Here is a 25,933-nt window from a genome sequence, read left to right on the forward strand (position 1 = left end):
CTCATTCCTGTCGATTTTTCACATTGATGATAGGATGTTCATTAGTAGTGATATCAGAACGATTTTTTTGAAAAATACGTATTGTGAAGCTTTGGTTCTTAGCCTGTTTAGGTATGCCTGATTTTAAGATAGCCCTTCCCTGTACACTTCCATCTGTGGTGTAATCCCTTGTGATTTTAAGGTTTCTTTCGAGAGATAGCATGGAATTATTCGAAAATTATTTGTCAACGTTACCTAAAAAAAAGCGATTGAGTGAAGTCAAGTTGACTATCCTGAAGAGATTATGGGGCTCGGATGATATTGATTTTCCTAAACCTTGGGTCTCATCAATAGAACTACTGGAACTGACAGGGCAAAAGTACTTCGATAGACGAACAAGAGAATTGCGAGATGAACTAGGCTGTGATCTCGAAAGCTCGTACATTGCGGAGTTCTCGGGGCATGCTTGGCGGCTAAAATCAAATATGATTGCCCCACCAATGGAAAGGGAATACCTGACAGAATCACAACGATCTGGTTTATTTTCTAACCACAGCAACACATGTGCAACATGTGGTAAAACTGTTGCTGCTGGGGTCAGGGGGCTACAAGCGGATCACAAAATACCTTTGTCACGTGGTGGTGGAAATGAGTTAACCAATTGGCAAGCTCTTTGCCACAATTGCAACGTAGGTAAGAGAAGAGCATGTGAGGGATGCACTGATGATTGTTACACATGCTCATGGGCATTCCCTGAAAAGTTCGGGATAACAACAATGCTCCATCTGCCAGAAGCTGCTTTAAGAAAAGCTCAGCAGCTAGCCGATGCAGATGGGATTTCATTAGACGAAATCGTTGCCTACGCAATACGCAAGCTCTGAATATCATTTGACTCGAGTGGTAACGCCAACTGTTGTTTTTTCATGATGTCAACAGCTTCGAGTGCTTTACGGATTTGCCTTCCTGTTGCCTCGGCAACAGGGGGGGGGAAAGCGTTACCGACTTGACGATAAGCAGCTGTTTTTTTACCAGAGAATTTCCACCAGTCGGGGAAACCTTGGATTCGTGCAGCCATTCTTACAGTCAAACGAGGCATATTTTCAAAACCAGTCCGAATTTTTCCGTCTCTTCCAACATACCCGATAAACCCCTTTTCAGGGCCATTATCCGCTATGGAATGTCCATTGACTCCAAGCGCTTGCCAGGATCTTTTGGCTCTTGTCGGGCCAAGATCTGGCCCACCATGCTTATGGGAGCCGCCAACAAGTGTAGGAGCTATATTATCTGCTGCCTTTCTCCAGGCTTCAGCTCCTTCCCAACCTCCCATTGACATTAAGTCAAAGAGGGCATCACCCACAGTCGGCGGTATCAACGTTTCACTCGGCCAATGAAAATGAGCTGCATATTCACCACGCAATGCCACTAAAAGAACACGTGGGCGAAGCTGAGGAACTCCGTAATCAGAGGCATGATGAAGTTTCCAAAAGGTTTTATAGCCCATTGCAGAGAAAGCATGATCTAGTTCTTGCCGGTATTGCTTAAACTTTGGGTCTAGTAAACCAGAAACATTTTCAATCATTACTGCTTTTGGCTTAATGGTGTTCACAATTTTGAGCGCCGTCGGAAACAAATCACGTTCATCATCTTTGCCAAGTTGCTTCCCTGCTTTTGAGAATGGTGGGCAAGGAACTCCCCCTGCAACCAAATCAACATCAGAAAAACTATATGCAGTGTGTTCAGCAAAATGCTTAACGCAACCTTCTACGATATCTCCCCAACCCAAAGAATGGAGCTCATTGTTGAGGCGAAGAGTTTCGCAGGCAGCTGGATCAATCTCGACTAGTGCGCGGTGAGCGAAGCCAGCGTTATGTAACCCTAAGGCTTGACCTCCTGCTCCTGCGCAAATCTCTACAGATGTATATTGTAACATGCCATTAAACCTGTATATAAAAACAGTTGTATATTTATCTGATCAGAGACCATTACGCAACTAATTGTACAAAACAAGCAGTACTACCGCCATTAAGCCGGTCAGCTTAGTTACTTGATTACTGTATGACAAGGCAATCTACTACTTTGTTATGGAACCCTCAATTTATCAAATGAGTAGCATTTAATAGTGTTAGGGGCATCATCTTGATCAGAGCTTGTTGTCTAGTGCTGGCTGAGACAAACTGTCTCAGTTGATCACGAAAGGTCTTACTATCTGTTTACATGATATTTTGTCCGTAAGATGTATTGCGTCCACTGTAAGTAGCAGACGCATTATGCAAGGAGTAAATAAAGGAGAAATATTGGTGATGAAGATTGGGAATGCTGCTCGTAGAATTCAGCGTTCTAGGTCACTTCGGCTTTGTCGTAACAAGCCAGTTGCCTGTCGAGCTCGCAGAATATCAACGGCCCGAAGATAAGGTGATTGTTCTTGCCAACTAAACCCTCTGCGATCGATACGAACCAGCTCGTACTTATCCACCAGAAAGTTAACGGCATCAGCCATCGTGATACCGGCATCAATGTGTTCCTGAATCACAGTTTCATCACTGAACGGGGTGTCGTTCAGTGTCAGGCCATAGTGCTGTTCAAGCAGGCGTGTCAGTAACATTTTCCAGACAGCCACGGGCAACAGACAGGGCTTCGCCGCCCGCGAAATTGTAGCAGGTAGAGTTTTCATGCTTGCTCTCGTGAAATTAGTTAGCGTTGAGTGGGATAAACAGCGATGTATACGTAGCCGCAACTACCAAGAGTATCGGCTTCGCAGGTAAAATCGTTGTGGTACAGGATGACGCAGTAGGCATGACGGGGATTCAGTTCACCAGTGGTCAGCATCGACTCTATCAGGCTGATAAAATGTGGAAATACCACATCCAGCTTAAGACATTCGGCGTCACTAAACTTACCGGTGATACTGGCCCGGTCAGCCAGATAGTGCAGCCGGTTGCCATCCTGCACCAGACGTGCTCCCAGGCGCGGCGTGATATCCCGCTGCAGGCCCCATGTAGTGTTGCTCATTTATAACCTCTTTATTGTCAGTTCAGGGTGATACTCATCAGACAGGTATAAGGTCCGTTGCGGTCCTGGCGGCGTTCGGCGTATACCGCCAGCACGCCGGGAATGTCAGGAACTACCTTACCGGTGTAATGACAGACGCTACCGTGCCACTGGTATCTGCCGGTGCAGTATCGAAAAATGCGGGAGGCCGGATGTTGACGGTAAATTGTCATCGCCCGGCGTTTACTGATAATTTTCATGTCATACCTCAAAGCAAACCATGTTCAGCGAATGAATAGATTTTCCTGCCACCGACAATCAGATGGTCAGGGATGCGGATGTCAACCAACTGAAGTACCTGAACCAGTCGCTGCGTAAGGGCTTTGTCCGCCTGGCTGGGCGTCGTCTCGCCGGAAGGATGGTTATGCGCCAGTATTACCGCCGCCGCGTTGAAATACAGGGCGCGCTTGACCACCTCCCGGGGATGGACCTCGGTGCGGTTAATCGTGCCGCTAAAGAGCGTCTCATGGGCAATAAGCTGATTCTGGTTGTCCAGATACAACACCCGGAACTCTTCCCGCTCAAGCGCGGCCATATGCAGTCGCAGCCATTCACGTACGGCGTGGGTGGAGGTGAAGGCTACCCCGGGCTCATGCAGATGCCGGTCCAGAATCCTGAGGGCGCGCTGGATGAGACGCCGGTCCTGTGGCGTTATCTCGCCGGGTAAAAAGGAAAGCTGTTTCATTCGTTGTACCTCCGGTCAGTCGATGATGCGCAGAATGGCGTAAGCTTCAGGATGCTGCAGGGCATAGTCCCGCAGGCGATAATAGTGTGCGTTCATTGCGTCACATTCTGTACGACAGGCGTGATGGCTGTATTCAATCAGGCAGATAGCAATACCTGCGGCTTCTGCGCTCATTTCCGCACCATTGCCGTTCATGCCGTTGAGCAGATGCCATTTATCGTCACTGTCAGCATCAGGAGCCATAAACGCGCCGCCATTGCTGAGCGTGTAAAAGGACCAGATACCACCGCTGTACTCATCACAGAAGCGGTCCATCCAGGCGAAAATGCGGGGTTCCAGCGTTATCCATCGTGGGATAGAGCCAAAGTACTGCGGCCAGAAATCGAGACGCTGTTCGTCAGGTACTGGTGTTGCAGTAAGGGCAAATTGAGGTTCATTAGCGGGTACCAATTCGCATTGAGTTTGTGTCGTCATGGATACTCTCCGTCAATAAAAACGCCAGCAACGATGGTTGGCGTATGGGAAATAAAGGATATACAGGGATGATGAATGGGTGTGGTCAGGAGGAGGATGCTCTGAGCATGCCTGACTTGCGGATATAACGGTTAAGCCCTTCACCGGCATCCGGTTCAAAGCACCACGCCCGCCAGATCATTCGACCTTCAGAGTCACGAACCACCAGGCGGAAGTGTGTGCCCTGGTCGTCTTCAATGCTGATGTTGCGATACCTGCGGGTAATCGCTTCGGCCTGCTGTCGGGTAAAAGGTCCCGGTGGCAGCATGTGAGATTCAGGCATTCGATGTACCTTAAAAGCAAAAACCCCTGACGCTGCCGCGTCAGGGGTTGTGGGTGTATGCAGGTGTGGGGTGATAATCAGTAACCGGTTTGTACCTTATACAGCCGCAGGGTTTTGCTACCCCGGACAATTTTCACATACAGGGCATTATCTTTCGTGCTGCGCACAAATCCGGCCTGCACATCGCCCTTACAGTCACCACCATCGTAAGGAATATTGACACCGGTCTGGCGCACCAGGTCGATAACCCCGAAGCTAAGGTCTTCACAGGCCGGGCCCGGCAGGTCCTGAATCAGGGCAAATTTATGGTCGTCGCTGACACCGGTCAGTGAACACATGGAAGTATTGATGTCGTTTCCCTGGCACCAGTACTCCTGGCCTGGATTGTCTTTATCCATCAGGTTTGCCGGAAGCTGAGCGGCACTGGCACTGAAGGTGGCGAGCAACAGAATGAGGGCGGATATGGCTGAAGTGATAATACTTAACATGGCATTCTTCCTGAATTAATGGGTGCCAGATGACACCCGATATATTTGCAGGGCATCTGGTGTGATTTAAAACGTCTTTAATCAGATGCTCAGCAGTTACCGGTACGGCGGCACAGTTCTTTCAGGCTTTGCTGAGAGGCCCACTGTTGCAGTTGGCGATCCTTTTCTGTCTGCCTGGCCTTAATGGCAGCCAGTTGTTGTTTATTTGTGCAGCTTTCAGGCAGCACCATCAATACACGGGGCTCCGCCTTTTTATTAACCATCTCAAGCTGCACCTGTGTATCGACGATACTGAAGTAACACCCTTTACCGTTATCCTCACCCTGGTACACCACATCAAGATCAGAAGCATATCCGCTAGCCGTTTTCAGGTTCAGATAACGGACGGTTTTTGTTTTTTTGTCAGCTAGATACAGAGGGGTGTTATAGGCCTGGCGCAGCAAAAATGTATTCGTCCACGGATAATAACCAATGATGTCAGCCTTCAACCCAAGCGCATTGAGCATTTTCACATCATCATAGCCATCCGCAGAGGTCCAGCCGCTTTTCTTCATGTCGTACCAGTTGGTGAGACGACCGGTGACATCGTAGGCATGTGCGCTGGTCGTGAGCAGCAGGAGCCCTGTAACAGCCAGAGTAGTGAGTCTTCTTTTCATCGTGATATCCTTTTATTGCATCATATAGGCATGTTGTTGTCTGAGCAGGATTCAGGCCATAACGGTCAGAACCAGCATTGCCAGCCATACCCAGAAGTAAGCCGGTTTCTGACCGAGGGTTTTCGCCCGTCGCCACAGATAGAACGGTACCAGCCACGCCAGTTTGCCGAACGTGATGGTGTCCACTCCGGCCTTACGCAGACGTCGCTCATCGAGATACCCCAATGCGATATTGAGCAGCAGCGTGATAAACCAGTACTGTCCGCCCGAGACAGCATCATATGCCTCGTCAAAGGACATACCGTTCAACCCTGCCGTCCACAGCTCAAGCGCATAACCAATGAAGGGAGCAAATGCCAGCGTCCATACCACTCCGCCGGGAATGCGGTGCCCCGGCAGTGCGGGCGGGATGGTGCTTTGCTGCAGTACTGTAGCAAGCGGGGTGGCGGAGACCGGTTGCCAATCCGTCATACCCTGTCGCCACACCAGCGTGGCAGCGGTGAGTTCACCGCGCGCAATCAGGTCAGTGATGTCATCTTCGGTCACATTGTCGTGACGTATGCCATTTTTCTCGTAATGCCAGGTCATTGTTTTTCCTTCTTAACAGAGGTCATTAAATCAGTGTGTTGCCCTGCTCCTCCTCAGAGGCTCCAGAAGACAGGACTTCGCGAATACAACTGAAGTGCGGAAGAGCCCGGATAAAGCCCGCCTGTGTGGTTAACTGGCTGAGACGTTTTCGCGGGGTAAAAGTGGTGTTCAGGACTGTCACCGCATGGATGGTCGCCAGAGGGTGCACGGTGATATACCCGTTAAGTTCACCGGTGAGGTACCAGCAGCCGTCGAGTGATATCAGGCGGTACGGGGCCAGCCCGTCACAGCGCTCTCCCTCGGCCAGCAGCAGGACCCGCTGGCAGGCAGTAATGGCACTGACAAGACGGTAGAAGACCAGTGAGCTGGCCGGTGACACTGACTGTGGCGGCTGCCATACCAGACACGGCATCCCTCCTGCAGTGAGCAGCATGCCCGCCAGACGCCGGTCCAGCCCCGGAAAAATATCGGCCAGTCCAGCCCGGTGAGCAAAGGTCAGCGCATCCAGTTCACCCTGTACGCCTCCACCGGTGCTGCGCAGGCGGCATTGCCCCCGTAGATACTCCAGGTCCAGATACATCAGCCGTTCGCGAAAATCCCGTCGCAGGGTACGGACTGACACACCAAACTCAGCAGCCAGTCGGGCCATGTTCAGCGTCTCACCGGCAACCAGGCGGCTGATTATCAGTGACAGCCTGACAGCCAGTCGGTCATGACGGCGCTCTGCCTGTGTCATCTTAAATCTCCGTAATAATTAACTGACTGAATATGAAATGATTCTAAAGAGGGGGGCGGACAGGGTATGGACATGGAATGAACTATTTTTTATCTGCCACCGAAGGCAGGCCCGACGCGGCATTCCGTAGAATACGGTGATAAAACACCCAACCCAATGGAGGTAAAACGGACAGGGAGTGTCCCTTCCCAACATGCTGATAACAAGCTCAGGACTGAAGCCCATTCAGCATCGCTTCCGCCATCACCCAGAGAGCCCGGTTGAGCTTCACATCTCCGTCAATACCACGCACGGCGCGGGTATGCGTTCGCCCACCTTTCGCACTCCGGCCACTGAGCCCGCCCTTAATCAGGTTCTCCTGAATACGCTGGTATGTGGTCCACAGGTCGTTGCTCTCATCCTGCCAGCGGCGTGGGGAGAGTATCTGAGGTGCTGTCACCGGCTGGTGGTCCTCACCGAAACGGTACGTCAGTGCAGCCTGTGCCAGAGCCTGTTGTGCAGGTGGCGGCAGCATCAGCGACTGCATGGCATCCCGCTTCTCTTCCACACGGTCAAAAATCCCCAGCACCTCATACGCTCCCTCAATCACCTGGCTTACGACATCTCCTTTGTGCGGCACCCGCACCTCGCCAAACGACTCGCCGCAGACGAGCCCGTTCTGGCATACCGCGCGGAATAATCCCGGCAGCATCTGATACGAGCTGGTGCCGTCATGAGAGTTCAGCAGAATGATTTCCGGGACTTGCTTGCCGGTAATCTGCCCTTCTCGGCGCAGGCGCAGCATGTGCTTTGTGTGATCGCGGCGACCTGGGTCACGCACTCTGGTCTGACAGGCAAAGAAGGGCTGAAAGCCTTCGCGCTGCAGGCTGTCGAGGAGAGAAATCGTGGGTATATATGTGTATCGTTCACTGCGGGATTCGTGTTTGTCCTCGCTGAAAACGCTGGGCACCACAAGAAACAGTTCTTCGCGGGTTAACGGACGGTCGCGACGGATAAGATTTACTGCGCCAAAGCGCGAAGCCAGACGGGTCATAAGCAGACTCCTCATGATGGAAAATAAATACAAAAAGCCCTGCCGCAAAGTCGCGGCAGGGCTCAGGAAACTACGGGTTAGATTAGAAGGGTTAATTTTCAGAAGAAGAAATTCCAGACTGCACGAGCGACTGATACCACGATGTCGCGTACAGACTGGATGACTGTCCGAACCGGGGCCGGTATCAGGGGCATGGAACTTACTGTGTCCAGTACCGAGCCGACCGTTTCACCAAAATCGTCACGGGCTTTTTTATTAACGGTATCGGTACGAAGTGGAGCACTAAGCTGTACCGCTACCGGACTACTGGCCTCCCGCGGCAGGCAACGAATCATCCGTTCAGCCATCACCCGCAGTCCCCACTGCAAACGTACCGACACCGCACAGACAGGGTTTACAGGTTGGAACAACTCATGCAATAGACAGATTTTGCGGCTGATATTTTGTTTCTGTTCTGTTGACAGCTTTTCACCACCGCAGGTGGGGTCAACCTTGTCGGACTGACTGATAACAAAGAGCACCTTTTGCCGGTATGCCCCGCCAATCACCTGATGATAAAAATGCTCATCCACCGCCAGTGCCCGGTCATCGGCCTTGATCAACCACAGCACCAGGTCGAGCCGGGGAAGCTGTTGACAATACAGCGCGGCATACTCGTTATCGCGAACGCTACTTTCGCCCACACCGGGCAGATCCACGATGGTCATATAGCGCTTTCCCAGCTGCAGGCGAAAGCGCAAAGGTTCACGTGTGCAGGCGGCCACGTCGCTGACCGGTGAAACGTCCCCGGCAAACAGCGCATTGCACAGACTGCTCTTGCCTGCGCCGGTTTTCCCCATAATGCCTATTGTAGGCTCGTAGTGGGTTAACTGATTTATCTGCTGCAGAATGCGTTCAGAGACCCACTGGGGCAGGCCGGAAAGCGTTTGCTGCAGTGACTGCAGACCGTCAAATTGTTTCATTACTGCTCCTCTGAAAAAGAATACAAAAACGGCAGAACCATAAGGTTCTGCCGTTAAGGGGTATGTTCAGGGAGGTGATATCTGTCTGAAGTTTTTTATAATGCTGGTATGCGTTTCCATTCGTTGGACTCACGGCACTAGCGAACCGTCTGAAGCAACGAGGGATCTGTTATGAGCGATGTACAGCTATTCGAACCCTGATAATTACACTTTGAAGTGATTCAGGGTATCCCCAAAAGTTTAAATCATTAAACCCGACAACGTAGATACCTGCATAACTTCTATCACACCTCACAGAAAGGTAGCACTGACAACTGGTACTCCACTCAATTTATATATCATCAAGAAGTTATCAGCGTTGTAAGCCACCAAGAACCATAAAAAACGTTTAATTCTTACTGCAAGATGAAATCAAGCTCACTATAAAACCCTTGCTAATTCGGTTAGCATATCCCTAATTTTTTTAGGGCAGAAAATGCAATAAGGAAAATCTGAATGCTCAGAAGGTTCCGGTTAGAGCGGAAGTCTGACTATGAAAAGCTGGTAATTGCTCAGCGTCTGGCGGACATGCTTGAGAAATTCTTAAGTGGAAGGCTGGCACCTCTGTCGATTGGTGCTGAACAAGGTGGCATTGAGGAGTGGGACGATGTGGTAATCATGCACACCGCAGACCACTATGAGCATTTACAGATTAAGCGTCAGTCGACTGACTTTTGTACCAAAGATCCTGATAAAGCTGTACAACTCGCTAAAAAACCCAGAAAGGGTTCCTCGCCCATCTCCCCGACCAATTCCGTTTTAGACTCGGCATTTTCCAGTCTTGCCAGAATCGCGAAAGCGGGAAAACTTGATGAATCTCCTAACCGTGAGTTTAGACTCACCCTCGTGGGTCTGCATCTACAAATAAAAGATAGTTTTTCAGTCAATCATTTAGAAGAAGTCTGTGATCTTTGTCGTCAAAATGGACTCAGTATAGAGGAATTAGCTAAGCGTCAGGATGGTCCAACCACGAGGGCTTATTTATGGCTAACAACCTGGTGTGGATTCGAAGACTGGAGTCAGATACGAAATGTACTTCGCCGGGTTAAAATCAATTGTATCGGTAACGATGCGACATTAAAAGATCGGACAATTCACTCGCTTGGTCGTTACTTCAGCGATCCGAATCGTACACTGGACCGTTTAATTACCTATATCGCGGCAGAAACATCTGACGTAGCAGCCTTGGGATGCCATGACGTCGTCCAGGAACTGCGAAGTGAACTGCGCCCTGATGTTGAAACCTGGGTGCAGTATCAGTTAAGCGACGGTTCTACTATGGCTGGTAAAACTTGGTCATTAGCCGGAACGCTTGATCTTGCCGGTTCAACAGAAAGGTCCGCAAAAGGGGTCGTTGAGCACATGTGGAGTCGTGAGCCCGGCAACCGCAAACTCAGAGTTTATGCCAATTACTCCCCCCCTGCAGGCGATAATCTGACTCTTCTTTCTGCCATTGTGCGTATGGCTTTGCATTTACCCCAAGGCAGTCAGGGGCTGATGTTAGGTGAACCAGCGTGGCGTAGTAGCATTGGTCATGAAATTGGACACACACTTGGCTGTGCAGAACATGACTTCAGCGACCTACCTTGGCTTGAAAATGCCGAACGCCTATCCTGTGCACAGGATTATGAATTTAAGACAGTAAATGCTGCTCGAGGAGAAGCTGAAGCGCTTGCTAAAGCTATGGACGACGTGCTGTGGCAACGCCTTCTTCAAGGGGTTTCAGAAAAGCTTGGCTCAATCTCAGATTCGGCGCTAGCAGATGCGATGGAGACGGTTTGGCAGTCATGGCTGAGCGGGTTCGCAGCTGCACCAGAAAAACGCCGAAAATTCATGGAGCAGCTTCTCTATCCGAAAACGGAGAAAAAAAATGAAAGACATGCGCTTCGCCTGGGCCTTCGTACTTTAAATCTTCTTGTTACCGCTGTTGAAACCTTATTACTGGTTGCTGTGGGTTTGCCTGAGGACAGTAATAACTGGGAATCTTTTCAGGAAGGTGGCCCAGTATTGAGCATTGCTCTTAAGTACTGGTCTGGTCCTGCGGGTGGTTTTTCGGGAGTACGTGAGCTTTCTGACGATCCGTTAATAGACGTTATTGGCCCTAATCCGGATCCCATCGTTATCTTATCGGGTGTGAGTACATCCCCATCAGAATTATTGAATATAGGTATGGCTGACGACGCAGAGACTGCGACCAGTATGGCCGCGGAGCGTCAACCTCACCTGCTCGTCACGCGGTCTGGTATGTTTCGTCATTTACATAACGGAACACTTGACTCCGTACGCCAACATTTCACTAAGCAGTGGCAAGATCGAAAGCTCGCTCGTGAATCGGCCATTGAGAAGAATGCGAAGGGATCCTGAAATGCCGACAATCCAAGAACTCGTTACTGCTATAACCAAGCGTGCTAAGGGCCGCTATGAAGTTCATTTTCCAGATGTGGACGAAATGGTTTCACCCTCAATTGATATCGGCATGACTGCAATACAACTCAGACGCATTAATCGGGAGAATGCTGGATGGCGAACAGTGCTGATCACAGCATTTCCTAGTAACGTGGATAATATCCAGAGTGCTTTCCGATGGGCCGCTGATATCCGAGACATACTTGCAGAGCCTCAGACAGCAGACCTTTACATGTTTATGCTCATCGATGGAGTTGAGTCAGAAGATGCTGCCCGTTTTGAAACGGACGATCGATTTTGCAGGAAGGTGGTGCTCAGAAAGCAGGAAGATATTGACTCCTTCCTTGATCGAAGTTTTCTGGCGTCTTTAACACCTGCGAGAGGTGGGAATGATATCAGCGATCCTCTGCTAGCGTCTCTGAACTCGATGGGGCAAGCACACTCTTGGGTAGAACCTCATCTCGAAACATGGCGTGAATTGTTGCTCTCTGAGAAATCTGGCGATGAAATTGTTAATGCGCTGAGGGATATGATGTTTGGAGAGAAGGACTTTCAATGAAACAACTTAAATCTATCACGCTCTCAAATGTCCGCCGATACGGTACCGACACCAAAATTGAGCTCAGTGGCGGTGCAACCATTTTACTGGCCCCTAACGGTACGGGGAAAACGGCCTTCTTCGAAGCGATCGAATTTAGTCTCACGGGTAATATTTCTCGTCTAGGCGAGAATCTTTCACCCATTATCAGGGACAGCCAGACTGTCGCTAAGGTGGTCTTGGATTTTGGGGATGTACAAGCCTCTGCGCAGGTGAGCAACGAAGGTGACGTCGAAAGGACTGGTGATTTAAGCTCTCTTTTTCCGGATACGAATTCGGAGGACATCCCCTTTTTATTAAGACTTACCCACTTACTGGATCAGCGCGAGGGCCAATGGCTGGTCAAAGCGGATGCAAAAGTTGCGGGCGCTCAACTGGCTCGCTTGCCAATCGGTAAAGATGGAACCCTAGTTAGTAATGCTCTTGGCGGCATTCGCCGCGTTCTCACTGAAAAGCTGAAGCAAGCAAAGGGAGCCCTTGAGGCGCTCGAAGCTGAGTTTGGGGAGTGGCAAAGTCTGATTCTTGATCGGGACCAGGCGGCATCACAATCTCAGGGGGCCCTGCGCAGTAAAGAAAACATCGCAGAATCAATCTCAGACATAGCTCGCAATACTCAGAGTGCAGAACAATTGCCAGTAGGTTTACTGGTTCCGCCAGTGGGTATCAGCAATCTGGAAACAATGCACGAGGCATTAGAGCAAACAGTACAAGCAAAGCTGAACCGACTTCGCGAACAGATTACTGCGCTTATGGAAGTGGATGGACTAATTGGCCGGTTCGTTTCTGAGCAAGCGCGTTCTGAGCAGCTTGGCAATGCGCTTATAACTGCTAAAGAGGAACTGACACAAAAACAACAGGAACGAGCCCAGCTAGTTGATAAAAAAGATAAACTCCAGAAGGAACTTGTCACAGCTGAAGCAGAACGTGATGTAATTATACAGCAGCTTAACCGGCTCAATAGTGAGGCGCGAACCAAAGAGGCCTTCGAGCAATGTAAGCTTGACTTGGCGTCAGCTGACAAAGCGTTGGCCGACGCCCAGTCTCTGGCATCAACCTTGCGTCACATACATGAGGGGAACGAACAGCTACGTATTGAACATGAACTTATAAATAAACAGCGTAAGTCTCTGCAGCTTGTAGATAGTGAAGTACTCACTGCTCATCAACTTATCAAGCGCTGGGAAGACATTCTTCAACACATTGCGACAATTACCGACTTGGTTAGCAATGAGGAAATTCAGGAGCGTGTACTTCAGGAGCATCTTCATACCGCGAATTCGTTAAAGGTATCAGCTGAAACAGATGAGCTTTCAGCGAAGCAGTTCCATGAGATGCTCACGTCTACTGCTGACTCTATAAGGCAATCCGTAGCCACCATTGCCGCACATTTACCAGAGGATCGCGGGGACTGCCCTTTATGTGGAGTGGAACATGGCGCTGCCGTTCTTCATAAACGCATTACTAGATCATTAGAGGCTATAGACCCCAAAGTCATCGAAGCAGAACAGCGCGTTAAAACAGCATCCGATCACTTGCGGAAATGCATAGAAACAGTGACGCATACCGAAACAGAATTGAAAGCGTGCCAGAGTAAAATTGTTGAATTGCGAGGCGATATCGTTCGCTCAGTAGCAGAGATCAATCAACTCAAAACAAACATCCTTCTTGACGGAGATACGGTACAACTAGCGAAAGCATCTATCCAACGTCGCGAAGAATCAAATGCTTCAGCGAAACAGCAGATTGACGAAAAACAGCTTAACCTTGCCCCCTTACCGACACCTGAAATATTGGAAGCGTCTAAAAACGCATACCAATTGTCGACTCGCGAACTGGATACTGCGCGGCATAATCGGGCCGGAGCCTTGGCTAGCCTTGAACAAACAACCGCTGCATTAGCTGCAATAACAGCAGGGGCACTCCCTTCAAAAACGTTGGCTGATTTATCCACTGAACAAAACAAAAATACGATTCAACTAGCTGAATTAAAATCAAAAATTGAGGCTGGGCAATCTGCATTGGATAGACAGAATATCCCTTTAGCTGAAGTTAATAATAAGATAAATGGCCTCGAAAAGCAGATCACTGACGCTCATGCTCAGCTAGCCTCAATTCGGTATTCATGGAGACAACTGTCCTTTCCCGGCGATCCCGCTCTCGAAGTGGCGAGCAGTAAAGAGATTCAACTGCAGTCATCCGTTGCTGACCTGTCCCGACATTCAGAACAGTTACAAACACTCAAAATTGAGATTGGCACTTGGAACAAGCTGGAACAGACTCGTTTGGCACAAGGGCTTATAGATCGTCGCCGAGGAACATCATCTGAGCAGGAATTCGCTACAAGTCTTAGCCAGCGAATTGATAACGAGAGAACAAATCAGATGCAGTTGCTGCAATTATCTGAAGCGATGGAGACGCTCAATCGATGCCTATCTACTGAGATCTCGAATGTACAAAAACATGTGCTCTCTGTCGTTCCAAGGTGGCAGGCTTTGCTCAAACGCGTAGTCAGAGAACAGCGCTTTACTGGCACCAGTTTGGGTTTTCGCAGTATCTACAGAAAGGAACATGCTGAAGTATCTGTTCCGTTACATGGGGAGTCAGTACCGGTTCCGGCGATAGCAAGCGAAGCTCAGCTTACTGATCTACAGCTTACCTTCTTGCTCTCCATGGCATTGGAACACCAGTGGTCCTCATGGCGCTGCCTGCTTCTGGATGACCCAACACAGCATCATGACTTGGTCCACGCAGCGTCCGTATTCGATTTACTGCGTGATTACATAGTTGATCATGGCTTCCAGGTTGTAATTGCAACACATGATGCCCTTCAGGCGCGTTATTTCATGCGCAAACTGCAAAATGATGGCATTGATGCACGCTTGTGGTCACTCGTTCCTACACCTGAAGGGGTGACGGCATCTGAGATGCGGATAACCAGGTAACCTAACAGCGCTGGGCCAGGTGATAAAGCAGGGCTGTTAGGATCTCAACCTGAGAAAACTCGAGGGCTGTTCATTTTAGGAGGAAAGGATGGAATCTGCTCGTGACAAACGCACCGGAGAAAAAGTGGATGCTGAAGAGCTCTGGTTGTTGGATATCGTTGATACCAGTGGTTATGTTTGCTGGGGATGCGGAATCGAAATGTATCCTTCCGCCTGGCAAAAAGGCAGTAAGAAAAGACCGTCGTTTAATAAAATGCCAGGAAAAGAACACATCAACTGCGATGCTGATGCTGAGAGCACTGTTGTTAAGCAGGGCCAGAAGAAAAGCGTCCGCCATCTCTTGGACAGTGCACCGGGTTTGATGCCTGCAGGGTTAAAGTTGATTGAAAAACGCCCGGTTGTTGATCCTGACACAACGGGTGGTGAAAACAATTCGAGCACAACGCGTTCTGCATCATCAACATCCAGTAAAGGCAATCCCCCAACACGGCAATCGCGTCGTCCGGTTAATGCTATTCGTCAGATTTGTAGAGCGTTTATTCGTTTCCCGTATGATCGAGGTATGTCACTACATATACCGGATATTGATGCCGATACTTACATGACTGTCTTTAAAAAACTTAAAGATCCGATTCAGCCCTATCCGGAACTGCGAGTTTTCTACTCACAGTTGTTGTGGCAGAAATTTGAGCAAGATGAGAATCGGATTGTCATTCCGCTTTCGGGAGAATGGGTTAAAGATGAATCCGGAAAGCTCAAGCCTTCTCGAAGTTATAAACTCCATGTGGAATGGAGCGGCTGGTCCCAAGCTAAACGCACAGCACTTCGTAACGAGTTGGAGGCCGCCCAGGAAGAAGCGAAAGATGCGGGGAAGAAAAAGCTAAAAGACAGGGCTCAGATTTTCTTCATCGGTGAGCAAAGTACTGAGGACCATGAGGTCTTCTATGTAGCCGATTACAGGTTGATTTGTGCGATCATTGGGCATATCACTTATCCGAGAATTGAAAATATAATCAGGTAGTTGAGTTGCAATTTTTAACAAGTTGATAACCGAGGCGACATCTTTAATAAACCTTGCCCTGGGATTTGAATCTTCCATCAGCCAAGAGAAAAAAGGATAAATAGATGTGGTCAGATAAGGAATCATCAGAGGATTACCTAAATTTTGGTGAAGTATCCCAGTTAGCTGTAGACGTGCTTACTACCGAAAACATGTTACCAGTATCAATCGGCATTTTTGGGAATTGGGGGGCAGGCAAATCTTCACTTTTGAAATTGATAGAGCAAAAACTTGAGCAAGATAAAAAAGATTGGATTGTAATTAACTTTGACTCCTGGCTCTATCAGGGCTATGACGATGCGCGAGCAGCTCTACTTGAAGTCATCGCTACAGCATTGACAAAAGCTGCTGATGGAAATACGCCTCTCATCTCAAAAGCGAAGAGACTTCTGAGCCGAGTTGATGGGTTTAGAGCAATGGGGCTTCTGGCGGAAGGAGCTGCTTTATTTGCTGGAGTCCCTACTGGCGGTTTACTTTCTAGGGGAATTGGCGCGTTTAGGAATGTTACCGACGGTATCCAAAGCCAGGAAGAATATGAGGCTTTGGGCAATCTGGCTAAAGAAGGCAAAGAGAAGGCTGGTGGTTTGATTAAACCTGAGGCTAAAAAAAGCCCTCCTCAGCAGATTGATGCATTTCGTAAGGAATATGGAGAAATTTTAGAAGAGCTTGGTAAGCCACTCATTGTGGTAATTGATAACCTCGACCGCTGCCTACCGGCTAATGCTATCCATACACTTGAAGCAATCAGGTTATTCCTTTTCTTAACTAATACAGCCTTTATCATTGCAGCAGATGAGGACATGATTCGTTCTTCAGTAGCTGATTACTTCAAGGGAGCATCACAGCGGCATCAAATAGACTATCTTGATAAGCTCATCCAAGTTCCTATTCGGGTGCCAAAAGCTGGGGTTCGTGAGATTCGTTCATATCTGTTCATGCTTTATGCCATTGAACATGGCTTAAAAGGCGAAAAACTTACTACGCTCCGTGACGGCCTAGAAAAGGCATTACAGCAATCTTGGAAAGATGAACCTATTACACGCCAGGACGCTCTGAAAATGACTGGTGAGTCTGAGGATAGTAACCTCGCTTTGGCATTTGCTCGTGCGGACCGTATTGCTCCTGTGTTAGCCAATTCGCCAATTATCCATGGCAATCCTAGAATCGTTAAGCGCTTGTTGAATGTTGTCAAAATGCGATCTCAAATTGCCAAGCGGCGAGCAATGCCTTTGGATGAAGCAATCATCACTAAGTTAGTAATCTTTGAGCGATGTGTTGGAGTAGATGGTACCGCTGACTTATATCATCTAGTGGATATTGAACAAGGTATACCACAGTTGCTTAAACAGCTTGAGGAAGCTGACGGTCAAATACCTACTGAAGCGCCAAAGACATGGACTGATAATCCAACAACTAAAGCTTTCATTGCTCAATGGGCTCAGCTTGAACCGCGCCTTGGTGGAATCGATTTGAGAGCCGCCATATATCTGTCCAGAGAAACTATGCCAATAGGTGCATATGTGGTTGGTTTATCGTCGTATGGGCGGGAAGCACTGAATGCACTCATTGAAATGAAAAATACCAGTTCTCCCGCAGCAGAAGCTCTTTTGGAAACGCTTCCTCGTGAGGAACAAGTGCCTGTAATGGAAGGTTTAATTAGCCAGTTAAGGCAAGCATCGGATTGGACTCGTAGACCTAAGGGGTTTTCTGGTGCATGCCTTTTGGCTCGCCACTCGGCAGATGCTGCCAGTATATTAATTCGTTACTTGCAGGAATTGCAGCAGGGAACGAAGCCACCTGTATGGATGGCTGCAGCATTGAAAGATGAGCAATGGAATAAGGACGCTTAATGGGAACTTCACAATCAAGTATAGGCCCGGGTGGTGGTTCTCCACTGGTTCCACCATGGGCTGATGATCAGCCACAGCAACCCTTAACCCCGCCACAAGAACGAAGGTTTGCGCCTTTTAGGGAGTCTTTGGGAAATGCAGTTTCAAACGGCAATAGAGCAGACTTTAGAAAAGCAATAGGGCATTACGCGCGAAAAGCGTCTGGAGGGAGCAGTAGTGCAGCTCGACGACTAGGGAGTGTCACACAGGCTGGGGGCGGATTGTTTGGGGCTCTGGCGGGAGTGCAAGCGGCTCCAGGAGAACCAAGCATTGATTTGGGAAGCTTGGCTGGCCTTCCATGTGAAATAGCAATATCGGCTATTGCTCAAGCTTTAACATCACAGGATGGTGATTCAGAAAAGATTTGTGCTGCCATGAATCATGCCTTAGTGGAAGCTCTCGATGGTGTGGCAATTTTCGATCCTCAAAAAATAACTGATAGTGTGATCGTTGACACAATGATTTGTTATTTAGCTGAAAGCATTTTTCTGCAAATGGTCATGGATTCTAACAAGGCATGGAATAAAGCGGACACTCCTTCAAAGGCCATTCATGCAGAAATTGAACTTCGAGAATTGATCAAAGTTGTTGTTGATAAGCATATGGCTCCAAAACTTGTCGGTAACATTAGGACTTTTACGAAAAACCAAATGGTTAAAATCGAGCGTCAGGTAATTACTGAGGCTTGGCAAGAATGGGAGGCCTATCAATGACACACTTAGTTTTTCATCATGATCATCGTCTCTTACCGCCAGCAAGTGAGAACTTGTTGCCCGTACAGCTTTATGGATTAAGTGGGCAGGGGCGGGGTGATATATCCATTATTGGGAATCCTGCGATTGAGCGAATTAAGCGCTTGGGAGTCAAAATTCCAGCTCAGGTCATGGATTTTTTGAGCATCGCACTAGCGGTTACAGCGGCTGATACCTTCGTTCAGCGTGAAAGCTCTGAGGATGGTTGGACTCGTCAATTCTCGCTACGACTTCCCCTTCATGAGCCATCTCGATGGATTGCTCTAAAGAAGGAACTTGAAAGCGCTTTGCATTTCCTTAGCGGAGACATCTGGGATTTCGAGTTTTGCACTGGTGGTTATGCACCGCCAGAACCCTATAGTCAACATTCAAGATTTCACCTAATCAAGCTCAAAGAACTTGATTGTGTCTGCTTGTTTTCGGGAGGATTAGATTCGGCTATTGGCGCAATAGATCTTCTGACAATGGGGCGCGCTCCGCTTTTAGTTAGTCATGCTTATAAAGGAGATAAGTCACGCCAAGATCAAATCGCTGAAAGATTAAATGGTCGATATTCACGGTTTGAAATTAATGCTGATCCGCATCACTATCAAGGTGTGACTGACATTACGATGCGAACGCGGAGCCTCAATTTTCTTGCTTTTGCGGCAGTGGGCGCTTGTGCTATTCAAGAAGTATCTCAACAAAAAAAGGTCGATATTTTTGTGCCCGAAAACGGGTTTATCTCGTTAAATGCACCACTAACCCCACGCCGGATCGGTACGTTGAGCACACGAACAACACATCCATATTTTATTGCCAGCATCCAACAGCTGTTTGATGCGGTCGGAATTCCTTGCCAAATAATCAACCCATATCAGTTCAAAACAAAAGGGCAAATGGCTTATCAATGTTTGAACAAGCCACTATTGACTGAAATTGTAGAAAGTACAGTATCTTGCAGTCATTGGAAACGCACTAATCAGCAGTGCGGGGTATGTGTACCGTGCATCATTCGACGGGCATCGCTTCATGCAGGGGGAATTAATAGAGACGCTGGTTACACTTTCCAGTCCCTGGCTAAAGTAATGAATGAAATTGATCGTAGGGATGACCTTATCGCTCTAAGGATTGCAATCGCCCAGAAATCCACTTTGAAAATAGGAGCATGGGTCGCCAAGAGCGGTCCCTTGCCTGTGGCCGCTTTCAGTAATTTTAAGCAAGTGTTTATGGAAGGGCTAAATGAGGTCGAAAACTACTTATTGAGTGAGGGCATTGTGTGAGTATCGACATGCACTGTCATCTTGACTTATATCCTCAGCCAGAACAAGTGGCTGAGGAGTGCAGACGTCGAGGGACTTATATACTGTCGGTTACAACGACACCGAGAGCATGGCATGGGACTTCTTTACTGGCTAAAGGAAGCCAACGAATCCGAACTGCTCTTGGGCTTCATCCCCAAATTGCGCATCAAAGATCTCATGAGTTAGAGCTGTTTGATTCGTTACTTTCGGAGACCAGGTATGTTGGCGAAATAGGGCTTGATGGAGGTAAGGGGTTTAAAGAACATTGGGACGTCCAGCTGAAGGTATTTCGACACATACTTAATAGTGTGCATCGTGCCGGAGGTAAGATTATGACTATTCACAGTCGGGGATGTGCATCAGATACTATTGATGAGATTGAAAATATTGATGGTATAGCGATATTACATTGGTTTACTGGGACTCCAAAGCAGCTAGAAAGAGCAATTGATTTAGGGTGTTGGTTCTCCGTAGGACCCGCTATGCTCGAAACAATTAAGGGGAAAGCGTTAGTTTTGAAAATTCCTAAATCACGCATTCTTACAGAAACCGATGGGCCATTTGGTAAGTTTCATAATGTTCCACTAATGCCATGGGATAGTGAGATAGCCGAGACTCAGTTAGCCGCATTATGGGGGGTGAGCCTGAAGGATGTTAAAGCTCAGCTTGCTGATAATTTAAGAAGACTGTGTAGTTATTAAGTGCTTAGATAAACTCACATCTTCTCAAAAATTTTTGGTTTTGGCTGTGCACAGATAATTCCGACGTTCAAGCGTCCCTTAAAATGCTTGTTGAAGTCAGGGTTGTTGGTGTCCAGCACGAAGTGGCAACCATCTGGAAAATGCACCTGACCTTAATGCTCTTCGAGTTCCAGCCTTGGGTGCTGTGCCATGCCCCGATAATCATATCTCCTATGTTGTCTTCATGATTGTAAACACCGTGATGGTAGTAGGCATCTTTGTTGAATAACAAGCAAATGTGGTAATGGTATTTATCGCTTCCTAGAAACTGCTACAACCTGCTACATGTAGCAGGTTGTAGCAGGGTACCGAGGCAAACTATAAAAATTTCACTGAGAAATGTGTCAATTATGTTAATTGACAGAATGAGGATAAATACCTCAGCTAGAGAGCTATCAACTGGCTAATCCGCTTAACCGCGGACATTGGCTTGTACCAAAGTTGCGGTAACCGCAGTGGACATCCTTAGTTCTGGTTTTGGCCAAGTACGCCAGTCGAATCAGGAAATCCCAGTAGACTGAGTTACGATCCAAAGCATCGAATCTGCTAAACCTGTAAACAGCATTAGGTGGGAATTCAGCTAATGTCGCGTACTCTTCGTGAGCAAGCCCTATAGCACTGCACCAAGCTTTCTGTATTCGGGTTGCCATATTTTTAGCATTGAGTTCTTGGTAATTGCCCAAGTATCCATACACATCCGCATTAAATAACAGCATCAGGTGGTAATGGGGATGCTCACTTGTGTCACGTTCTCTACACCACCCATAAGATGGAAATGTCGGGTCACCCGGTCTCTTGGACCGGTTATGATCTACCCGTAGCTGACTTTTCAGTGACTCGAAGAAGCGAGTGATTGCCTGCGTATCATCGCGCTGGAAGCAGAGGGGTAGATCAGGCTCTCCCAGTACATGGGACTGGGCAAATCTCAGATCAGAACGAATACCTAGTATTCGGTTATTCTGCACTAGTGCGCCGTAGACCATGTTAAGTAGTGGGATGAGAATATCGCGGTCGATAGGTGATCTATACTTTTTGGAGGCTATTTCTACCAAGTCATCAATTTCTTCGTTGGTAAGTGTATATTGTGATTCCATAATAATCCTTAAGTATGTAAATAATAATCTTTGGCTAATGGGTAGCCCTCACGCTACCCATGTGATGTTGGATATAACTCCTGTAGGGGAGTTATTATTACTATTGATAAGTACTGATTAGGTATAGAACCTTAATTAAGGTATATTACATATACCACCTTAAAATCATGAGTTGCCCTCCCTAGTCATTTAAGTTGAGGCCGCAGGATTATTGAGCTTTAGAACAAAAAAATATTATCCAGAAAAACTTAGCTACTCTGAAGTTATTCGTTCTTTGGTAGTTTATTAAAAGCAACAGATCCAGATGAAATTAAAGGTATGTTTGATGCTTTAGCCATATCAAAAGGATGCACGTCTGAACCAATATATTTTACATAGTCAACGCCGTCCATTTTAAATAACTGCACTATGCCATCTTTCTCAAGTTCCTTTAAAACGGGTATCAGACGCTCTATGTTTCTAAGAGAGTATGGACCATCTCTACGAATAGTGTGCCTCCTAAAATCGTAAGATTTATTACTGATAACATGTTCCTCAAGCCAAAATAGCAACTTTTCTTTCTCGCTAGGTTTTCTGGTAGAATCTACTTTTAAAATTAAGTGGGTAATACACCATTCACTTATTTTAGCTGCTGACAGAAAAGTATCCCTAGTAATTATTGGTGAGTCGGGTGTAATAAACATTTGCATTACTGCTGCGATTCGCGTAGCTTGTTCCATTATTCTGGAACCAAAATCATCATAGTGATGCAACTCACCTCCTGATTGCATAAGTTCCCTGATTCGCTTATTTTGTGTTTCCCATAATGCTTTCGCCTCTTCAGATAAAGTAATACAGATACGTTCTTCATTGTTTTCTCTACGCTGTATGCCGTCTTGCAAGTGCTTAACAAGAATAGAGAAAAAACCATCAAGCCCTGGTTCATCAGACCATGAACATACATCAGGGATATCGCATGGTTCAGGTACTTGCTCCAGATCAATTAATAATAAACGGGCTAAGAACCCTGAGTTTCTTAATTTTTTTCCTTGCTTGCTTAGGAAATCGTTAAATATTGCAGGTTGCAGTAACAGCAATATGGTCAGCCGGACATCATCAACATCGTAGCTGTCACGAGATGCTCTGCTGTCTGAAATTCTCCCTTCTCCCCAAAGAGAGTTGAGAACTGATATATCGCGAAAAAGGCTACTGTCAAACACCCCTCCGGCTTCATCAGAACCGAGCATCAAGGACGGAGATCCCAGAGCTAATGTCTTTTTAAGTCCCTCGCTTGTTGAATCATTTTTAGTAAGATACTTTCTAACCGGTGCTACCGGTCCACTTTTCTGACATTCCTCCAGTGCTTCGCGTGTTTCAGCTACATCAACCTTCTGGCGAACAGCTTTGCTAAATTGCTTTTTAAGTTCTTTTAATTCCGTATCCCAAGATACTTTTTTCAGTTCATAAATTTTTTCCTTTTCCAGAAAGATATTCTTCATTCCCTTTTCCATTTGATGGATTGTTTCCATCAGTGCTTTGAATACCGTTGACTTCCTGCTACCTGACCGTGCTAATAAAAGGAGATAAAGTGATGTAAATGTTCTCCCATTTTTAAGCTGAACATCAAATTTATCCTGACAGGAAAATGCCATTACCCCAAGTAATACTATTAAAATAAGCTCAATGGGAGCTCCTGTTTTGTAATGTATGTAACTTATCAATCGCTGTGCAAAAGTGGGCAGCGTATGAAACTCCAGACAAAGTTCTTTATTTTGCTTAGATTTTTTTTCCTTAGACATGCATTGTATAGCTCCTCTTTTTTAGAAAAATTATACTGTTTTTGAAGCAGTCCACTTATCTATAGAAGTGGACCGCCATCCTACCAATGAAAAGCCAAGTTGATGGACTAAGAAATATTTCCAGAATCATTTTTAATGATGAATAAATATCTCACAAACATTTAACGTTGGCTGTTTTTAACGTTTTTAGATAATTTTTAACATCATCTTCAAACCAATAATTTCTATTGTTAATTTTGATTGGTCTGACTAGACCGAAGGGAAGGCGATCTTCATGCAACCACATTCTTATCGTTTGAGGTTTGCGCTTTAGAAAATCAGCTAACTCAGTAGTAGATACCAAGGAAATATTATCTAGATCTAATGAGTGTAACATTTTAGATTGATTCATGCTGCCACCTCTGTAAAAGAGTTGTTGGCAAATGAATTAAAGAGGAAATTTATATGACAAAAACAAGAAGGGAATATGGAACCAAAAGCCTCAGCAGGTTCGGGATCACTTCCATCGCTAGAACTAGAAGACAAAGAATTTTTAACTGATTTGGTGGTGCTGCGACGTGACCTTGCAGCCGAGCCTGTATGAGGCACACTCCGAAAAATTACATTCTGAAATGCAATGCTAAGTGACTTAATTCTTACGTGTTTCCGTTTCATAGCAAGGTTCATTGCATGAAGAGCAACTTTCTTGTAATGATTTTTAAACCATTGAGCGAGTGGTCCTGCATCTGCTGATGGGGCATGGTAATAGATTTCAAAAGCCGCATTATTTAATCCCAGCATGTTCGCCAGAATCTCTTGGTCATTGTCTAAAGCGCTGGTCTTTGAATCAAACATTCTGATACATCTCCTTTATGGTTGAGGTTTATGAGTCGATTTTCATCTAAGTTTGTATTCCTGTCAATATATCCACACTCCGTTTAACTTATTGATAATATTGAATATCAACGCAACTCAACATTCTTTTTTTTACTGGTTTTGGTTTGTTCTAAGATCCAAGTCTCAATTTTTTCATGCCATTTGCGCAACAGATCTAAGGGACGACGGCGGTAGTGTTTTTCCGCCAGTGCACTTGGTTTGTGTCCCATAATTTGAGCAACAATACCTGTTGGCACTTCAACCCATTCTGCCAGGGTTCCAAAACTACGGCGTAAGCCGTGAAGGCTGATATGTGGCAACTCAGCTCGAGCTAACGCTCTGTTGTGTGCTGAACGCGGTTCAATAATTTTGCCACTTTTGCTGTTACTTCTGAAAACCCAACACTCCTTATTTACGTCAGAATTTGGGAATTGCACTAGTGCACTTAACAGCTCAGAAACATAAGGAGTGAGAGGGATGATACGTTCGCCTTCGATCTTGTCTTTAATCCTCATGCTTGACCATTTGAAATCTACGTCAGACCACCGAAGTGACGCAATTTCTTCACGCCGTGCACCGGTGAGCAAAAGTACCTGGAGATAGGCCGATGCAATGGGATTATTGAGGCTACGTACGGCACTGAACCAGCTTTTTAACTGTTCTTTTTGTAAGCAATCTCCCGCTTTACTCGCTGATACTGGAACCATTTTTCTCACGTTATGATCTTGTGCAAGATCGCCATGGATTATTCCCTGATATTTTTTCTGGTAATTAGCCCATTTGATAAATGCACGCAACAGACGGTAGGCATGAGCAGTGACGGTAGGCCGATTTTGTCTCTCTGTACTTAGCCATACGGCAATGTTCTCTGGTGTTAGTTCCGATAACGGTAGGTCGAGTAAGCTAGCCAATGGTCCAGACGAGGTTGGGCCCCGGCCTCTTTTTTTACTTTCGCCTCCACGGCTGGACAAGTTCACGTGATCGGCAATATAACGTGCAGAGTAAGGACGTTTAGTTTTTGCGCTGATTCCGGTTCTCAATTCTTGAAGATAATCTTCCCAAGCGCTTGAGAAGGTTACCTTCGTTTTACGAGATTCAGCCTGCTGTGATTCCGCTTCAGCAATTTTTTCTGCTTTAGCTATACGCGGATCTATCCCAGTATCGATTAATGTTTGCAGCCGCCTGGCTTCGGCCCTGGCATCATCAATCCTCCAATCGTTAATGTTGCCAATGGTCATGCGAAGGGTTTTTCCCGCATATACGCTTTGGAACACAAAAGCTTTTGTTCCGCGAGTTGCCCGGCATGCCAGAGTTGGTACATCCGCATCCCAAAGAAATGCTTGGTTTTTACCTTCAGTTAAAGCAAATTTTCGAATGCGCTCGAAGGTGAGTTTTTGTCTCGGAAGTGCCATTTTTGGTCTCCAGATGAGAAAGGTTACATCACCATAATGTAACGGCTGGTGTAAGTAAATTGGGGAAATACACATCAACACCTGTCAATTTTTATCAACAGGTGTTTTTTATAA

Annotated in this window: 28 protein-coding genes; 9 read left to right on the forward strand and 19 right to left on the reverse strand. The window is 46.9% G+C overall.

The genetic code is table 11. The features are described 5' to 3' along the window. Positions 1 to 200 precede the first annotated feature (200 nt). A complete protein-coding gene (locus AX755_RS24140; RefSeq protein ID WP_039026460.1) occupies positions 201 to 860 on the forward strand; it encodes an HNH endonuclease in 660 nt (219 codons plus the stop codon). Here AX755_RS24140 and AX755_RS00675 read toward each other — a convergent pair. The 13 genes from AX755_RS00675 to AX755_RS00735 form a co-directional block, all read right to left on the reverse strand. Next, positions 839 to 1,909 carry a DNA cytosine methyltransferase gene (locus AX755_RS00675; RefSeq protein WP_039026461.1) on the reverse strand — a complete coding sequence of 357 codons (1,071 nt, stop codon included), beginning with the start codon at positions 1,907 to 1,909 and terminating at the stop codon, positions 839 to 841. The two genes, AX755_RS24140 and AX755_RS00675, sit on opposite strands and share 22 nt — an antisense overlap. Before the next feature lie 399 nt (positions 1,910 to 2,308). Continuing rightward, positions 2,309 to 2,650, reverse strand: coding sequence for a TA system toxin CbtA family protein (locus tag AX755_RS00680; RefSeq protein WP_039026462.1), 342 nt, complete (start codon positions 2,648 to 2,650; stop codon positions 2,309 to 2,311). A gap of 20 nt (positions 2,651 to 2,670) precedes the next feature. Continuing rightward, entirely contained in the window at positions 2,671 to 2,988 is a 318-nt protein-coding gene (locus tag AX755_RS00685; RefSeq protein ID WP_039026463.1) for a type IV toxin-antitoxin system YeeU family antitoxin, read from the reverse strand. 17 nt (positions 2,989 to 3,005) lie between these two features. After that, entirely contained in the window at positions 3,006 to 3,227 is a 222-nt protein-coding gene (locus AX755_RS00690) for a DUF987 domain-containing protein (protein ID WP_039026464.1), read from the reverse strand. Positions 3,228 to 3,235: 8 nt separating this feature from the next. After that, the gene (locus tag AX755_RS00695) at positions 3,236 to 3,712 is read right to left on the reverse strand and encodes a JAB domain-containing protein (RefSeq protein WP_039026465.1); all 477 of its coding nucleotides are present in this window, start codon (positions 3,710 to 3,712) and stop codon (positions 3,236 to 3,238) included. Positions 3,713 to 3,727: 15 nt separating this feature from the next. Next, positions 3,728 to 4,186, reverse strand: a complete 459-nt coding sequence (locus AX755_RS00700; RefSeq protein ID WP_039026466.1) for an antirestriction protein — start codon at positions 4,184 to 4,186, stop codon at positions 3,728 to 3,730. Between the two features lie 85 nt (positions 4,187 to 4,271). Then, complete coding sequence (locus tag AX755_RS00705; RefSeq protein WP_039026467.1) at positions 4,272 to 4,508, reverse strand: DUF905 domain-containing protein; 237 nt, start codon at positions 4,506 to 4,508, stop codon at positions 4,272 to 4,274. A gap of 77 nt (positions 4,509 to 4,585) precedes the next feature. Beyond that, entirely contained in the window at positions 4,586 to 4,996 is a 411-nt protein-coding gene (locus AX755_RS00710) for a hypothetical protein (RefSeq protein WP_039026468.1), read from the reverse strand. An 89-nt stretch (positions 4,997 to 5,085) separates the two neighbouring features. Beyond that, on the reverse strand, positions 5,086 to 5,652 hold the full coding sequence (locus AX755_RS00715) for a hypothetical protein (protein WP_062856122.1): 567 nt from the start codon (positions 5,650 to 5,652) through the stop codon (positions 5,086 to 5,088). Positions 5,653 to 5,703: 51 nt separating this feature from the next. Further along, positions 5,704 to 6,240, reverse strand: coding sequence for a DUF4339 domain-containing protein (locus AX755_RS00720; RefSeq protein ID WP_039026470.1), 537 nt, complete (start codon positions 6,238 to 6,240; stop codon positions 5,704 to 5,706). A gap of 25 nt (positions 6,241 to 6,265) precedes the next feature. Then, complete coding sequence (locus tag AX755_RS00725) at positions 6,266 to 6,976, reverse strand: DeoR family transcriptional regulator (protein WP_039026471.1); 711 nt, start codon at positions 6,974 to 6,976, stop codon at positions 6,266 to 6,268. A 208-nt stretch (positions 6,977 to 7,184) separates the two neighbouring features. Then, positions 7,185 to 8,009: a DUF932 domain-containing protein gene (locus tag AX755_RS00730; protein ID WP_062856123.1), complete on the reverse strand. Its 825-nt coding sequence runs from the start codon at positions 8,007 to 8,009 to the stop codon at positions 7,185 to 7,187. A 98-nt stretch (positions 8,010 to 8,107) separates the two neighbouring features. Continuing rightward, complete coding sequence (locus tag AX755_RS00735) at positions 8,108 to 8,971, reverse strand: GTPase family protein (protein WP_062856124.1); 864 nt, start codon at positions 8,969 to 8,971, stop codon at positions 8,108 to 8,110. A gap of 495 nt (positions 8,972 to 9,466) precedes the next feature. On the opposite strand from AX755_RS00735, the gene AX755_RS00740 reads away from it, so the two are divergent. The 8 genes from AX755_RS00740 to qatD all read left to right on the forward strand — a co-directional run bounded on the left by AX755_RS00740 (position 9,467) and on the right by qatD (position 20,641). Then, on the forward strand, positions 9,467 to 11,374 hold the full coding sequence (locus tag AX755_RS00740) for an ABC-three component system protein (RefSeq protein ID WP_039026474.1): 1,908 nt from the start codon (positions 9,467 to 9,469) through the stop codon (positions 11,372 to 11,374). Position 11,375: 1 nt separating this feature from the next. Further along, positions 11,376 to 11,975: an ABC-three component system middle component 1 gene (locus tag AX755_RS00745; RefSeq protein ID WP_039026475.1), complete on the forward strand. Its 600-nt coding sequence runs from the start codon at positions 11,376 to 11,378 to the stop codon at positions 11,973 to 11,975. After that, on the forward strand, positions 11,972 to 14,956 hold the full coding sequence (locus AX755_RS00750) for an AAA family ATPase (protein WP_062856125.1): 2,985 nt from the start codon (positions 11,972 to 11,974) through the stop codon (positions 14,954 to 14,956). The genes AX755_RS00745 and AX755_RS00750 overlap by 4 nt, the downstream gene beginning before the upstream one ends. An 88-nt stretch (positions 14,957 to 15,044) precedes the next feature. After that, positions 15,045 to 15,977 carry a hypothetical protein gene (locus AX755_RS00755; protein ID WP_039026476.1) on the forward strand — a complete coding sequence of 311 codons (933 nt, stop codon included), beginning with the start codon at positions 15,045 to 15,047 and terminating at the stop codon, positions 15,975 to 15,977. Between the two features lie 104 nt (positions 15,978 to 16,081). Further along, positions 16,082 to 17,866 carry a KAP family P-loop NTPase fold protein gene (locus AX755_RS00760; RefSeq protein WP_039026477.1) on the forward strand — a complete coding sequence of 595 codons (1,785 nt, stop codon included), beginning with the start codon at positions 16,082 to 16,084 and terminating at the stop codon, positions 17,864 to 17,866. Next, positions 17,866 to 18,618 carry a hypothetical protein gene (locus AX755_RS00765; protein WP_039026478.1) on the forward strand — a complete coding sequence of 251 codons (753 nt, stop codon included), beginning with the start codon at positions 17,866 to 17,868 and terminating at the stop codon, positions 18,616 to 18,618. The genes AX755_RS00760 and AX755_RS00765 overlap by 1 nt, the downstream gene beginning before the upstream one ends. After that, positions 18,600 to 19,919: a Qat anti-phage system QueC-like protein QatC gene (gene qatC / locus AX755_RS00770; RefSeq protein ID WP_181033768.1), complete on the forward strand. Its 1,320-nt coding sequence runs from the start codon at positions 18,600 to 18,602 to the stop codon at positions 19,917 to 19,919. Before AX755_RS00765 ends, qatC begins: the two co-directional genes overlap by 19 nt. Positions 19,920 to 19,927: 8 nt before the next feature. After that, positions 19,928 to 20,641 carry a Qat anti-phage system TatD family nuclease QatD gene (gene qatD / locus AX755_RS00775; RefSeq protein WP_039026486.1) on the forward strand — a complete coding sequence of 238 codons (714 nt, stop codon included), beginning with the start codon at positions 19,928 to 19,930 and terminating at the stop codon, positions 20,639 to 20,641. Positions 20,642 to 20,708: 67 nt separating this feature from the next. On the opposite strand, the gene AX755_RS25985 is transcribed toward qatD, so the two are convergent. The 6 genes from AX755_RS25985 to AX755_RS00790 form a co-directional block, all read right to left on the reverse strand. Further along, complete coding sequence (locus AX755_RS25985) at positions 20,709 to 20,912, reverse strand: hypothetical protein (RefSeq protein ID WP_072038564.1); 204 nt, start codon at positions 20,910 to 20,912, stop codon at positions 20,709 to 20,711. Positions 20,913 to 21,075: 163 nt separating this feature from the next. Beyond that, positions 21,076 to 21,774: an inovirus Gp2 family protein gene (locus tag AX755_RS00780; RefSeq protein WP_039026480.1), complete on the reverse strand. Its 699-nt coding sequence runs from the start codon at positions 21,772 to 21,774 to the stop codon at positions 21,076 to 21,078. 263 nt (positions 21,775 to 22,037) lie between these two features. Continuing rightward, on the reverse strand, positions 22,038 to 23,552 hold the full coding sequence (locus AX755_RS00785; protein ID WP_039026481.1) for a YfjI family protein: 1,515 nt from the start codon (positions 23,550 to 23,552) through the stop codon (positions 22,038 to 22,040). A 151-nt stretch (positions 23,553 to 23,703) separates the two neighbouring features. Then, positions 23,704 to 23,943, reverse strand: coding sequence for a helix-turn-helix transcriptional regulator (locus AX755_RS24150; RefSeq protein WP_064753720.1), 240 nt, complete (start codon positions 23,941 to 23,943; stop codon positions 23,704 to 23,706). Then, the gene (locus AX755_RS25245) at positions 23,940 to 24,386 is read right to left on the reverse strand and encodes a hypothetical protein (protein WP_039026482.1); all 447 of its coding nucleotides are present in this window, start codon (positions 24,384 to 24,386) and stop codon (positions 23,940 to 23,942) included. The genes AX755_RS24150 and AX755_RS25245 overlap by 4 nt, the downstream gene beginning before the upstream one ends. A 107-nt stretch (positions 24,387 to 24,493) precedes the next feature. After that, entirely contained in the window at positions 24,494 to 25,894 is a 1,401-nt protein-coding gene (locus AX755_RS00790) for a tyrosine-type recombinase/integrase (protein WP_077781699.1), read from the reverse strand. Positions 25,895 to 25,933 lie beyond the last annotated feature (39 nt).

Source organism: Enterobacter sp. SENG-6, assembly GCF_001605945.1.
In the GTDB taxonomy this organism is placed as follows: Bacteria; Pseudomonadota; Gammaproteobacteria; order Enterobacterales; family Enterobacteriaceae; genus Enterobacter; species Enterobacter cloacae.